General features: G+C 65.8%; 8 protein-coding genes. 6 read left to right on the top strand and 2 right to left on the bottom strand.

Annotation, left to right across the window (positions count from 1 at the left end; all coding sequences use genetic code 11):
* Window position 1: 1 nt before the first annotated feature.
* Window positions 2-1,444, bottom strand: a complete 1,443-nt coding sequence (gene uxaC / locus AC1MLZ_RS02125; RefSeq protein WP_480960234.1) for a glucuronate isomerase — start codon at window positions 1,442-1,444, stop codon at window positions 2-4.
* Between the two features lie 101 nt (window positions 1,445-1,545).
* The gene (locus AC1MLZ_RS02120; RefSeq protein ID WP_480960233.1) at window positions 1,546-2,586 is read right to left on the bottom strand and encodes a LacI family DNA-binding transcriptional regulator; all 1,041 of its coding nucleotides are present in this window, start codon (window positions 2,584-2,586) and stop codon (window positions 1,546-1,548) included.
* A 151-nt stretch (window positions 2,587-2,737) separates the two neighbouring features.
* Here AC1MLZ_RS02120 and AC1MLZ_RS02115 point away from each other — a divergent pair, with 151 nt between their 5' ends.
* From AC1MLZ_RS02115 to AC1MLZ_RS02090, 6 genes are all read left to right on the top strand, one after another.
* Entirely contained in the window at window positions 2,738-3,535 is a 798-nt protein-coding gene (locus tag AC1MLZ_RS02115; protein ID WP_480960232.1) for a 2-keto-4-pentenoate hydratase, read from the top strand.
* 24 nt (window positions 3,536-3,559) lie between these two features.
* Complete coding sequence (locus AC1MLZ_RS02110; protein WP_480960231.1) at window positions 3,560-4,903, top strand: MFS transporter; 1,344 nt, start codon at window positions 3,560-3,562, stop codon at window positions 4,901-4,903.
* Window positions 4,904-5,068: 165 nt separating this feature from the next.
* Window positions 5,069-8,236 (top strand): LamG-like jellyroll fold domain-containing protein, encoded by a 3,168-nt coding sequence (locus AC1MLZ_RS02105; protein ID WP_480960230.1) that lies wholly within the window; start codon window positions 5,069-5,071, stop codon window positions 8,234-8,236.
* 991 nt (window positions 8,237-9,227) lie between these two features.
* Complete coding sequence (locus AC1MLZ_RS02100) at window positions 9,228-10,679, top strand: DUF885 family protein (RefSeq protein ID WP_480960229.1); 1,452 nt, start codon at window positions 9,228-9,230, stop codon at window positions 10,677-10,679.
* Window positions 10,676-12,274 (top strand): family 43 glycosylhydrolase, encoded by a 1,599-nt coding sequence (locus tag AC1MLZ_RS02095; protein ID WP_480960228.1) that lies wholly within the window; start codon window positions 10,676-10,678, stop codon window positions 12,272-12,274. The genes AC1MLZ_RS02100 and AC1MLZ_RS02095 overlap by 4 nt, the downstream gene beginning before the upstream one ends.
* 75 nt (window positions 12,275-12,349) lie before the next feature.
* Entirely contained in the window at window positions 12,350-14,002 is a 1,653-nt protein-coding gene (locus tag AC1MLZ_RS02090; protein ID WP_480960227.1) for a Na+/H+ antiporter, read from the top strand.
* Window positions 14,003-14,017 lie beyond the last annotated feature (15 nt).

Raw genomic sequence — 14,017 nt, 5'->3', positions numbered from 1 at the left:
GTCAGGCCGCTTTTGCGACGGAAAAGGGTTCGTCGATACGGTAGGCACGGCGCACGAGGCCGCTCGTCAACTCCTGCGCCAAATCGGCGGCTTCCCAGTCGGCGAGACGGTGTTCCGCCACCAGCCGCGCGAGGAAACCGCAATCGATCCGCCGCGCGACATCGTGCCGCGCCGGGATCGAAAGAAACGCCCGCGTATCGTCGTTGAAGCCTACGGTGTTATAAAAACCGGCGGTCTCGGTCGTCATCTCGCGGAAGCGGCGCATCCCCTCGGGACTGTCGTGGAACCACCAGGACGGCCCGAGCTTCAGGCAGGGATAGTGGCCCGCCAGCGGCGCGAGTTCCCGCGCATACGAACTCTCGTCGAGCGTGAAGAGGATGATCGACAGCCGCGTGCTGGTCCCGAACCGATCGAGCAGCGGCTTCAGCGCATGGACGTAATCGGTCCGCGTCGGGATATCGGCACCCTTGTCGCGGCCGTGGCTCGCGAACAGGCCCGCATTGTGGTTGCGCGAGGAGCCAGGATGGATCTGCATCACCATGCCGTCCTCGACAGACATCGCCGCCATCTCGGTCAGCATCTGCGCACGGAAGAGTTCGGCGTCGGCCGGCGTCCAGTCCCCCCGCGTCACCTTGGCGAACAGCGCCTCCGCCTCGGCCGCGGAGAGGTTCGCCGTCGCTGCGGTCGGATGACCGTGATCGGTCGCGGTGGCGCCTGCCGCACGGAAATCGGCCCGCCGCTTGCGGTGCGCGGAGAGATAGCCGTTCCAGTCATACACGTCTTCACCGGTCAACTCGGCAAAGCGCGTCATTGCCGGCTTGAACGCCTCATGCTCGACGTCGATCACCCCGTCCGGGCGATAGGTGGTGACGACACGCCCGCCCCAGCCCGACTGACGGATCCGCTTGTGCGCGGCAAGGTCGTCATGCGCGCCCTCGGTGGTCGCCATGAACTCGATCCCGAACCGATCGAACAGCGCGCGGGGGCGGAAGGCTTCGGACGCCAGCTTCTCGCCGATAAGGTCGAAATACCGGTCAGCTGTCGATGGCTCCAGCGCAACGTCGATCCCGAATACGTCCGAGAAGACATGATCCAGCCACAGCCGCGACGGCGTACCGCGAAACAGCGTGTAGTGATCCGCGAATGCGCGCCACGCAGCGCGCGGATCGGTCGCAGGAACGCCGTCGATCCGGGGGATCGCCAACGCATCCAGATCGACGCCCTGGCTGTAGAGCATCCGGTACAGATAATGGTCGGGCGCGAGCAGCAGAGTCGTCGCGTCGGTCCAGTTCGCATTGTCGGCGAACCAAGTCGGATCGGTATGGCCGTGCGGACTGACGATCGGCAGCCCCGCGACTTCGGCGTAGAGCGAGCGCGCAATGTCGCGCGTTACCGGGTCGGCGGGAAACAGGCGATCGGGATGCAGTTCCAACGCACGGGCCATTCCACTCTCCCACTTCCCAAGGTTCGAACCGCTTTTCGCGGCCTGTCGACAATCTGGTAACCGGTGTCAGTTTTGGACGCAACCGCAAAGCGTCGGCGCGATCACGCTCCGTCGGGCTCTGCCGGCGGCGCCACCGACGCGCGCCGGATCAACGTCGACAGGAACAACGACGGCTCCTCGACCAGATCGCTACCATCGTCGACGCCGGCGATCAGCTTCAACGCGGCGGAGCGTGCCATGGAGGCGATCGGCCAGCGCACCGTCGTCAGCGGCGGCCAGACATGCGCGGCGATCGGCGTGTCGTCGAAACCGATGATCGACAGGTCGTGCGGGATATCGAGGCCCCGCTGGCGGGCGGCGTGAATGATGCCCGCTGCCATCTCGTCGTTGGACGAGAAGATCGCGGTCGGTCGCGGCATCAGGTCGAGCAGGCGTTCGGCCGCGGCCAGCCCCGACTCGAACGTGTAGTTGCCATCGGCGATCATGCTCCGGGGCAGCGCGATCTTGGCCGCGGCCAGCGCGTCCTCGAACCCTAGCCGCCGTTCGCGCGCCGATCGGAAACCGTGCGGCCCAGCGACCAGCCCGATCCGTCTATGTCCTTGTGCGATCAGATAATCCGTCGCGATCCGCACCGCCTCGCGGTCGTTGGACGCAACCATGTGGTCGTTATCGTCGATCACCGCCGAGCCCATCCGCACATACCGACAGCCGATCGCATCGCAGAGCGCGGCCACCGAGTCGTTCTCGCTCACCGGCGGCATCAGCAGCACACCGAACAGCCGCTGCCGCTCGAGAAAATGCCGCAGGTCCTCCAGCATCGTCGCAGAGCCGCGATCGAGCGGGCGGACGACCATCTCGAATTCGGTCCCGTGAAGCGCCTCCAACATACCTTGCTGCACGTTCAGCACGGTCTGCGCATTGGGATTGTCGTGGACCAGTCCGATCAGGAAATTCCGCCTGAGTGCCAGCGCGCGCGCCTGCGGGTTGGGGATGTAGCCGAGTTCGCCGATCACATCCTCGACTCGCTTGCGCGTATCATCGTTGAGCAATGGCGACCGGTTGATAACCCGGCTCACCGTCTTCTTCGAGACGCCGGCGATCCGCGCCACGTCGTTTATCGTAGGCTGACCGGTTTTCTGCATTGGCTCGGCATAGCCGCGAGACAATGAATCGACCAGTCTCACGCCTCTGCAAACAACGATACTGCAATAAAAAGGCGGGCTGCTTGTCAATGACACCGGTTTCCCATACGCTCGGGATAAAGCAGATCAACGCTACAAACAGGAGGGGTTCTTGGCGGCACAGCCGGACACGACCGACAATACCGGGCGTATTGCCCGAACATTCGTCGATGCACGGCGCAACGGCGAGGCCGTTCCCGATTTTCCGGGTGCCGTGCCCGCTACGTTGAACGAAGGCTATGCGGTGCAGGACGCCGCGCTTCTCCTGGCGGACGGCATTGTCGCGGGGTGGAAGGTCGGTCGGATCAACCCGCCACTCGACGGCGTCGACCGCCTCACCGGTCCGATCTTCGCGGATCAAGTGGTGACGGCTACGGATGATCCGGTGGCGATGCCGGTGTTCGCAGACGGGTTCGCCGCGGCCGAGGCCGAATTCCTGTTGCGGATCGGCACTGCGCCTGATCCCGCCAAAACGCATTATACGATGGTCGAGGCGCGCGCGATGGTCGACGCGGTGAATGTCGGCATAGAAATCGCGAGTTCGCCCTTCGCCGGTATCAATGCGCTCGGCCCCACCGTCACCGTGTCCGATTTCGGCAATAACAACGGCTTGGTGGTCGGCGCGGATGCCGATGGGTGGCGCGACGGCGATATCAACGGCTGGCCGGTCGAACTCCGGATCAACGACGCCTTGATCGGCGCCGCAACGAGTGCGACGATGCTCGACGGACCATTCGGTGCGGTCCGTTATCTGCTGGAGCATATGGCCGCGCGCGGGATCGCGTTGTCCCCTGGGCAATGGGTTTCGACCGGGGCGGTTACCGGTGTTCATCCGGTCGCGGTCGGCGACCGGGTCGAGGCGCATTTTGACGGACGATTCGCCGTCCAGTGCATCATCAAGGCCCGCTAGAGGCTGTTTCAACAGGAGAGGCCAATGGCAACGATGGACATGCCGGAAAGCTCATCCGGAGCAAGTGGGCCCGGAGCAAGTGAGCCCGGAGCAAACGCGGCCAGCGTGAATGGTGTTGGCGGTAACATCGGCCGCTATCGCTGGCTGATCTGCAGCCTGTTGTTCGCCGCGACCGCGATCAACTATGTCGACCGGCAGATGATCGGCGTGCTGAAGCCTACCATCTCCGCCGAACTCGGCTGGAACGAGACGACCTATGCAGACGTCATCTTCTGGTTCCAGGCGGCTTATGCGATCGGCTATCTGAGCTTCGGCCGGATCGTCGACGTGCTGGGCGCGCGGATCGGCTATTCGGTCGCGTTCGTGATCTGGACGCTCGGCCATACGCTGTGCGGGTTCGCCGGCAACGCCTTCCAGTTCTCGGCTGCACGCGTCGTGCTCGGCCTTGGCGAGGCAGGTAATTTTCCTGCCGGCATCAAGGCTGTCTCCGAGTGGTTTCCCGCCAAGGAACGCGCGTTTGCAACCGGTGTGTTCAACGCGGGCGCCAACATCGGCGCGATCATCACGCCGCTGATCGTCCCGATCATCACGATCGCGTTCGGCTGGCGGATGGCGTTCATCATCACCGGCGCGATCAGCCTGATCTGGCTCGTCGCCTGGATAGCCATCTATCGCCGACCGCGCGAAGTGGCGAAACTGTCCCCTGCCGAGCTTGCGCATATCGAGAGCGATCCGGCGGATCCTGCCAAGAAGATCGGCTGGCTCAAGCTGCTCGGCTACCGCGAGACCTGGGCCTATGCGCTGGGCAAGTTCCTGATCGATCCGATCTGGTGGCTCTTCCTGTTCTGGACGCCCGATTTCCTCGCAAAGACCTATCATCTCGATCTCAAGAGCTTCGGGCCGCCGCTGGTCGCGATCTACCTGCTGTCCGATCTGGGCAGCGTCGCGGGTGGCTGGTCCTCCTCGAAACTGATGAAGCGCGGCCACTCCGCCAATTTCGCGCGGAAGATCACGATGCTGGCCTGCGCGTTCCTGGTGATGCCGATCTTCTTCGCGCAATATGTCGACAATCTCTGGCTTGCGGTTGGGATCGTCGGGCTGGCGACGGCGGCGCACCAGGCGTTTTCCGCGAACCTCTATACGATCCCGTCGGACATGTTTCCGCGCGGCGCAGTTGGCTCGGTCGTCGGGATCGGCGGGACGGTCGGCGCGATCGGGGGCATGATGATGGCCAAGTTCACCGGCTATATCCTGCAGACTACGGGGAGCTACTCGCTGATCTTCGCGGTCGCCGGGAGCACGTATTTGATCGCGATCATCGTCGTGCACCTGCTTTCGCCCAGGTTGGCGCGAGTGGACGCGGGCTGACGCTCCTCCGTCACCCCGGACTCGTTCCGGGGTCCACCGTGCCGCAAGCTCGTCAGCCCCTGAGTTCGCGGAACGGTGGATGCCGGAACAAGCCCGGCATGACGGGAATATCGTGACAGAGGTTTGGCCAAATCGCTCAATGCCGATCGGCCCAAGGAGAGAGCAGTGAAGCGTTTCACCACGGCATCCGTCCTCGCATTAGCCGTCGCTAGCATCGCGCCGGCACAGGCACAGGATGCAACCGGCCTCCTCTTCCGTGCGTCCGCCGACAAGAGCCTCACCGCCGATTACGCAACCGGCGACCCTGTTCCCAATTTCCGCAGCGGCGTCGACATTACCCCGGATGGCGCGATCGGCGGCGCGGTGCGCTGGGCGGACGACGGCTATGTCGCGTGGAAAGCCCCCGGCAATATTCGCGCGGACCGTGGCACGCTCGCGTTCTTCTGGCGATCGCGGACACCGGTTGGCGAAGCGCCGTTCGTGATCTTCCGCACTGGGTTCGCGGATCATTCTAGCTGGGACATGGCGTTCCTGCGGATCGACTGGAACGGTCAGGGCTTCGACGCCTTCGTGACCGACGCGAACCTCTCGCGTATCCGCGTCTCGTGGACTATCCCGCAAGCGCCCGCCGCCGATGCCTGGTCGCACATTGCCTTCGCCTGGGACGAGACGGTCGGCGTGCGGCTCTACGTGAACGGCAAGCTGGTCGCGCGAAAGGACCAGAAGGCCGACCTCGACAGCGGCCTCGACCAGTTCGGGCTAGCCGGCCGCGTGATGTCCCCGCACCAGGTCCAGAGTCGCTATAATTTCATGCGCGGATCGGACCTCGACGAGATCCGCGTCTACGACCGCATACTCCCAGCCACCGACGTCGCGGCGCTCGCCGACAAGCGCGAACCGTCCCCCGCCGCCGCGACCGACCCCACCGCAAAGCGCGCCGCCTGGCTCCACCGCTATGGCTGGGACAAGACCGCATCGCCCGTGCTCGACGCCCCAGTCACCCGCGTGCGGAAAGTCGAGTTCGCCGACGCGAAGGACCTCAAGCAATGGATGTGGAAAGGCGTCGATGGCATCACCGAGACAACCTGGCCGGGGGTCTACAATCGCTCTCGCCTGCCCGGCCGCGACGATTATTTCCAGCTGCCCGACTGGAATACCTATGTCGAAGGCGGCAAGCGCTATGATCTGACGATCCCCCCCGGCGAACGCGTCAACCGCGTCGAGATCCGCGGCGCGGCGTACGGCCGGCTCGACTGGAGCGACGGAGGCAAGTCCACGCCGATCGCCAGCCGTCCGCAAGGCATAGTCCGCAGCGTCGACCAGTTCGCGCCGCGTACCGGCGGCACGCTGAGCTTCACGAACACTATGCAGGAGCAGCCGATCCAGGAGCTCTGGGCCTATGACATCGGCGCGGGCACAGAACCCACCGGCAGCTTCAAGCTCTCCTACACCGTAGACGCAACCGCCTCCCCCAATCTCGCCGCACTCGCCCCGCTCAACGCCTACATCACCGGCCGGTTCGCGCCGGACGAGCGCAGCACCGTCGTAGCGATGCCCTCCGCCGGCCTCAAAGCCGCGGTCGGTGCAGGCACTGGCGGCGCATCCGGCGCGCCCGTCCGCCGCGCGGGTGCCGCCCCGATCGTCCACATCCTGATCCCGGCAAGCTTCGGCGATGCGCTCCCCGACCGACCGCTCGCCCGCGCGTTCGATTACGGCTGGCAGAACCTCAACGATGGCCTCGATGGCATCGCGATCAACATCCCCGCGCTGAAAGCCAAGCCCAATGCCGCCGGCCTGATCCCCCTCAACATCCGCGTGAAGGACCCGATCTGGTCTGGCCGCGACATGATCGACCTCTCCGTCTCGGTCCGCCCAGGCGAAGCGCGCACGCTCTGGCTGGACCTGCGCGATCGCGTCCTTCCCAACGACAGCCTGTACCTGACGATCGCCAGCGCCGCCCCCGACTTCGACGCCACTGCGCTGAACGGGGCCAAGATCCGCCTCGTTTTCAAACCCCGCGCCGCCGCCCTCACCGAACACGTCGCCGACCGCATGGCGCAGGTGAAGGACAATTGGGGCTTCCTCGTCGAGGAACACACCGCGTCGAAACGCGCCGGCCTCTACCAGCGCCTGTTCGCCGACATTTCGGACCTGCTCCGCGTCGACCCTGACAACACGCGCGCGCGTGCGTACTGGGCCGACATCAATTATCGCCCCGAAAACATGCCCGCCTTTGTCCAGCCCGTCGCCCCCCGAGGCGTCCCTCTATGGGCCTTCCGCCAACTCGAAGACCTGAAGCGCGTTCGCCAATTCGTCATGTGGTGGATCGACGAGCGCCAAGTCCCTTACGGCGATTTCGGCGGCGGCCTATCCGATGACACCGACCTTACCCAGCAATGGCCGGGTCTAGCGCTGATGGGGGTCGAGCCCGACAAGATCAACGCCTCGCTCCGCGCGCTGTCGGATGCGGTCTACAAGAACGGCATGATCGTGAACGGCCTCGGCTATATCACCGCCGACGAGCTCCACGCGTACGAAGAGGGCCTGAACAGCAACGCCGAGCGCCTCTATCTCAACTGGGGCGAACCCAAGGCGGTCGAGCGCCTGATGGAGAATACGCGGGCTCTTCAGACGGTCATCCTCAAGAACCCCGCCGGTCATATGCACTTCGCCAGCAACTGGTATGGCGGGCGGACAATGTACCGCGAAGGCGCATGGGAATGGCAGAAGCCGTATGCTTTCACCGTCATGCACGGCCCGATGCTGGTCGGCCTCTACAACGCCAACCCGCTCGCCCGCGGTCTCGTCACCGGCGTGATCGACGGCTGGATGGCACACGGCAAGCAGGCCCCCGACGGCAGCTGGAGCTATCCCAACGAGATCAACTGGCGCACGGATGCCGAGCGCGTCGGCGACGGCGGCGGCATCACCACGTCGTTGCAGGCGACCTGGGCGGCGTGGCGCTACACCGGCGATATGAAATACCTTCGCCCGAGGCACGGCTCGCGAAGGCAGGTCCCGGCGCGCTGGCCGAGTTCAACGAGAACGCCTTCGATGCACTCCCCGGTGGCGGCACGGCGCGCACGAAACTGGCGGAGAAGAAGTCCGACGACCCGTTCGCACGCTACACCGCCTGGGTCGCGACCGGCGACACCGCGCCGTTGGAAGCGCTCCACGCCGACGCGATTGCCGACAAGTCGCAGCACATGGACATGTACACCGAGGGCCATTGGTGGAGCGACCGCGTCGACCAGCCGAGCGAGATCCTGCAACGCGAACGCCTCGGCGGCATCGCACTCCGCCGCAACCAGAGCTGGCCCGGCAACACGGTGAGTTGGCGCTTCGCCGAGCCGGGCGCTGCCGAACGTGTCGCGATCCTGCTTCCTGGCGCCACGCCGACCAAGTTCCGCGTGATCGCCTACAACACCACCAATCACGCCCAGCGCGCGACGATGTCGACCTGGACCGTCGCCGCGGGCCGCTGGTCGATGCAGGCGTCGAGCAGCACCGACGGCGGCAAGACGCTCGCACCGATTGGCGGCGCGCAGCCGATGACGCTCGAACGCAGCGCGAATACGGACGTGACGTTCGCACCAGGCACGACGGTGTTCGACTTCAACTTGGTCGAGGCGGGCACTCCGGTGGACGCGCGCGCCGACCTTGGTATCGGCACCGACGACGTGATCGTGAAGGGCCGCAAAATCGCGGTCACCGTTCACAGCCTTGGTGCAAAGGACGCGAAGGGCGGCCATGCTGATCTGGTCGACCCGACGGGCAAAGTGCTAGTAACCACAAGCATCCCGCCGCTAGCCGCCCCGCTCGACCTGCTGCCGAGAACCACGACCGTGAAGCTGGCGATTCCGGTCCGCGTCAATCCCGCCACCCTGGCCGTCCACGTCGCGCTCACCGGAGACGAGCCCGAGATCACCCAAGCCAACAACCGCGTCCCGCTACCCCGATGACACACGCGCCCTCCGCCGTTCCCACACTCCCTCTCCAAACCGTTCATGCTGAGCGCAGTCGAAGCACCGCCCCGCGGAACACCCCCTTCGACTTCGCTCAGGGCGAACGGAGGGGCGTGGTGTGCCCTCGAGCCGTAGAAGCGTACTCGCCGGACTGGTTTCATCCGCCGTCCTCCCTGCAAAGGCGAATGTCCAAGCCACCAACCACATCCACGGTCCGATGACGCGCGCCCAATGACGCTTCCCCAATCTTGTAACCCCCACCCCGTCCAGGGCTACCCCACCCCATTCGTGCTGAGCGCAGTCGAAGCACACCTATCCAAGGGCGCACCGTACGCTCAAGACGCACGGAGAGGTGCGGAATGACGCCAACCCGCAGAAACGTACTCGCCGGACTGGTTTCGTCAGCCTTCGTCCCCACAAACGCCCGCGCCCAATCCACCACGCCCCTGCGCCAAGCCCTCGACGCAGCCGCCGCAACCGACCCGGATGAAGCGCTCCGCCTGCTAGCGCCGTTCGACGCAAGCTCCCTGCAACCGAGCGCCCGCCTCGACCTTATCACCGCCCGCGCCGGCCTCACGATAGACGCCGCCATCGCCCGGTCCGCATTCGGCCGCACCGGACGCAACCCCTACCGCGTCACCCCGACCGCCGGCGCGTGGAAGGGCGCCCGCCTCGATCCCGCAAAGATCGACGCAGACACCGCTGCCATCTTGGCGGACGCAGAAGCCGGCATCATCCTCCCCCGCCTATCCCTCGACCGCACCATCGAAGCGCTCCGCACCGCCCCCGCAAACCCCGCGATCGACCGCCAGATCGTGGCGCTGGAGAGCCTGCGAGACACCGCCCCCTCCGCCCCCGGCGTCGGCCGGTTCCCTGGCGGCGCAGACTGGTACGGGCTGCAACTTCAACGCTCGCTCGGCGGCATGACGCCGGCCTATGCCGAACGCCGACTGTTCGCCGAACTGAACCGCCTTCACGCGCGCGCCACACGCCTGTTCGACAAGATCGGCGTACCAAAGGGCACAATCGCAGACCGCTACGCCAAGCTCTGGCGCGACGACCGCTTCCTCTATCTGGACAACGATTCCGGCCGAACCGACGCCGTCGCGGACATGAACCGCATGCTAGCCGCCGCCAGCGCCCATATCCCGGCGGCGTTCGGCGAACTCCCAGCTTGGTGCCTGAACGCCAGCGCCCGCCCGCTATCCGCACAGGAGATCGCCGCCGGCCGTGGCGGCTACCGCGAGGTCCCGACTCCGGCCCGGCCCGGCGCCTATGTGGTCGACCTCAAGGACATCCGCCGCCGCCCACGCTGGACCCTGCCCAGCGTCGTCGCGCACGAACTCCTCCCCGGCCACATGATCCAGCTCGGGCTCGAAGGCGCCACCCCGCCCCACCCGCTCCGCATCGACTACGCCTCCGCGTTCGTCGAAGGCTGGAGCATCTACGCCGAGCAACTCGCGGAGAAAGCGGGCGCCTATACCGACCCGTACGACGCACTCGGCCACATTCACTGGCTCCTGTTCCGCGTCGCCCGCGCGCTGGTCGATCTGGGCATTCACCTCCAAGGCTGGTCCATAGACCAAGCCCGCGAGCGCCTTGTCGAATGGCAGGGCGAACCCGCCTATTTCGCGCCCTTCGACGTCGAACTCGCCCGCATCCCCCTCGAACCCGCCGCGCGCGTCGCCGAAGCGATGGCGTGGCTCACGATAGCCGATACCGCGCAAGGCAAACGCCCGATCGCGTATCACACCGCCTTGCTCGCGGACGGCCGCAAACGCATCGACGACATCCGAAAGATCACCATATGACCTTCACCCGACGCGACGCCTTCACCACGCTCGGCGCAGCCGGTGCGCTGCTCGTCCCTGGACAAGCACTCGCCAAGACCGAAGCAAAGAGCAAACCCACCGCGCCCGACTGGCGCCGGGGCGTCGAAAACCAGCGCATCGCCGATCTCGGCGACGGCCGTTTCCTGAACCCGGTGATGGCCGGCGACCGGTCCGACCCCGCGATCCTGAAGGACGGGTCGGACTATTACATGACCTTCTCCAGCTTCGATTCCTATCCCGGGCTCGTCATCTGGCACTCGCGCGATCTGGTGAACTGGCAGCCGATCGGCCCGGCGCTGACCCGCAACATCGGCTCGGTCTGGGCCGTCAGCCTGGAGAAGCACGACGGCCGCTATTTCCTGTACATTCCCGTCAAGGCCGAGCCGAACTCGATCTGGGTGATCCACGCAGACCGTATCGAAGGACCGTGGAGCGACCCCGTCGATCTCGGCCTGCACGAGCATATCGATCCGTGTCACATCGTCGGCGAGGATGGCAGCCGCTGGCTCTTCCTGTCTGGCGGCGACCGGATCCGCCTCGCCGCCGACGGCCTGTCGACGGTCGGTGCGGTCGAGCACGTCTATGACCCGTGGCGCTATCCCGAGGACTGGATCGTCGAAGGCTTCTCGCCCGAGGGCCCCAAGATCGTCCGCCATGGCGGTTGGTTCTATCTCATCACCGCGGTCGGCGGCACCGCCGGTCCCCCGACCGGCCACATGGTGATCGCCGCGCGCTCCCGATCGATCCACGGGCCGTGGCAGGACTGCCCTGCCAACCCGATCGTCCGCACCACCGACACCGCCGAACGCTGGTGGTCGCGCGGCCATGCCTCGCTGGTCGAGGGGCCAGCGGGCGACTGGTGGGCGCTCTATCACGGGTTCGAGAACGGCTATTGGACGCTTGGCCGCCAGACGTTGCTCGATCCGGTCGAATGGACTCTTGACGGCTGGTTCCGCATGAAGGGCGGCGACCTGTCGAAGCCGCTTGCGAAGCCGAAGGGAGGCGTGGCACTTCCGCACGGCCAGGCGCTATCCGACCAGTTCGATACGCTCGCACTCGGCACGAAATGGAGCTTCTTCCGTCCCCGCCCCGACGAAGCGAAACGCGTGTCCGTTTCCGGCAACACCTTGACGCTGACCGCGAGCGGTACTGCGCCCGTCGACTCCTCCCCGCTCCTGCTGATTGCAGGCGATACGCGCTATCGCTTCGAATGCGACGTCGCGATCGATCCCGGCACCACTGCTGGCTTGGTCCTGTTCTACGACGACAAACTCTATTGTGGTCTCGGCTTCGACGGCGATCGGTTCGTCACGCACCAATATGGCGCCGAGCGCGGTCGCCCCGCAAACCCGCATGGCCGCTCGATGCGGATCCGCGTGACCAACGATCGCCATATCGTGACGTACGACACGAGCAAAGACGGCGGTCGGACCTGGCACCGCTTCGATCGCGGGATGGAGGTGTCGGGCTATCATCACAATGTCCGTGGCGGCTTCCTGATGTTGCGGCCGGGACTGTACGCGGCGGGAAACGGCGCGGCGCGCTTCCGAAATTTCCGCTTCTCTGCTATCTGATCCGGGATACTTGCCGGTCTTCTCGATCGCGCGCCTGCGTGCTTGCCGCGCGTCCACATCCTCGGGGAGTCCGGTTTGCAGATTGTGACCTTGTGCCTGTTCCTATTGTTCGCCGTCGTGGTAAGCGGCATCGCCTCGCGCATGCTGCCCTCGGCGCTGCCTCGGCCGCTCGTGCAGATTGCGCTGGGCGCTTTGATCGGCATGGTCGCGCATGTCCGCGTCGAACTCGATCCCGAACTGTTCTTCCTGCTGCTCGTGCCGCCGCTGCTGTTCCTCGACGGCTGGCGCATCCCGAAAGACGAACTCTTCCGCGATCGCGGCGCCGTCCTCGGCCTAGCTTTAGGTCTTGTCTTCCTCACGGTCCTTGGCATGGGCCTTTTCATCCACTGGCTGATCCCGACGATGCCGCTCGGCGTCGCGTTCGCGCTCGCAGCCGTCGTATCGCCGACCGATCCGATCGCGGTCTCGGCGGTCGCGCAGAATGCGCCGATCCCGAAACGGATGATGCATATACTGGAAGGCGAAGCGTTGCTGAACGACGCGTCCGGCTTGGTCTGCGTACGCTTTGCCATCGCTGCCGTGTTGACCGGCACCTTTTCGTTCGCCGATGCCGCCGCGACTTTCGCGTGGATGGCGATCGCCGGCGTGGCGATCGGCGTCGGTGTCGCTCTCGGCATCGTCGCGACCAAGAGTGCGTTTGCACGCCGGTTCGGTGACGAAGCGGGCTCCAACATCCTGGTCAGCCTGCTGATCCCGTTCGCCGCCTATCTGCTGGCCGAGCACGTCCACGCGTCGGGTGTCCTTGCCGCCGCCGCCGCGGGCATCGCCATGAGCTTTACCGACGCGACCACCGCGGTTGCGGCAGGAACACGTATCCGCCGCCGCGCGGTCTGGGATATGCTGCAGTTCACGTTGAACGGCGTGATCTTCGTGCTGCTCGGCGAACAGCTGCCCGAAGTGTTCGTCCGTGCGCGCGATACGGTGACGTCGACGGGACACGTCAGTCCGTGGTGGCTCGCGGTCTATGTCGTCGCGGTCGTCGTCGGGCTGGCGATCCTGCGCTATGGCTGGGTGTGGGTATCGCTCCAGTTCACGCTCCTCCGCGCGCGGCGGCGCAACGATCCGGCTGCGGGTGCGAGCCCTCCACGCCGGATCATCGCCGCAATGTCATGTGCCGGAGCGCGCGGCGCGATCACGCTGGCCGGCGCGCTGACGCTGCCGTTGAGCATGGCTGACGGCACGCCGTTCCCGGCCCGCGATCTGGTCATCTTCCTGGCGTCGGGCGTCATCCTGTCGTCGCTGGTGATCGCTGCGGTAGGGTTGCCGCTGCTCTTGCGCGGACTGAGCCTGCCGGCCGAAACCGGCGTCGGCGCAGCGCGGGACCAGGCCAAACTGGTTGCTGCGAACGCGGCGATCGCAGAGCTCGATCGCGTCCAGCACCGGATGGCCGAAGGTCGTGAGGATCCGGATCGCTTCACCGATATCGCCGCGCGACTGATGGATCAGTATCGCGAGCGTATCGACAGCCTGTCGACGCAGCCGGAGGAGCGTTCGCGTCAGGGCGATGTCGTGATCGAGCGCGACATGCGCTTGGCCGCTGTCCGCGCCGAGCGCAACGCGATCTTCGACCTGGCGAGACGTCGCGAGATAGGGGCGGAATTAGCCGAGCAATTGGGGCGTGAACTCGACCTGGTCGATGCCCGACTGTCACGGCAAGTACTGCAATGAAAGCGGGTGTTGAGC

It is taken from the genome of Sphingomonas sp. PEI4 (assembly GCF_056679955.1).
The sequence above is the reverse complement of the archived record's forward strand: the minus strand, read 5'-3'. Positions and strand labels throughout refer to the sequence as shown.

Coding starts and splice junctions, on each gene's coding strand:
- uxaC (WP_480960234.1), bottom strand. CDS start 1,444: ATGGCCCGTGCGTTGGAACTGCATCCCGATCGCCTGTTTCCCGCCGAC.
- AC1MLZ_RS02120 (WP_480960233.1), bottom strand. CDS start 2,586: ATGCAGAAAACCGGTCAGCCTACGATAAACGACGTGGCGCGGATCGCC.
- AC1MLZ_RS02110 (WP_480960231.1), top strand. CDS start 3,560: ATGGCAACGATGGACATGCCGGAAAGCTCATCCGGAGCAAGTGGGCCC.
- AC1MLZ_RS02100 (WP_480960229.1), top strand. CDS start 9,228: ATGACGCCAACCCGCAGAAACGTACTCGCCGGACTGGTTTCGTCAGCC.
- AC1MLZ_RS02095 (WP_480960228.1), top strand. CDS start 10,676: ATGACCTTCACCCGACGCGACGCCTTCACCACGCTCGGCGCAGCCGGT.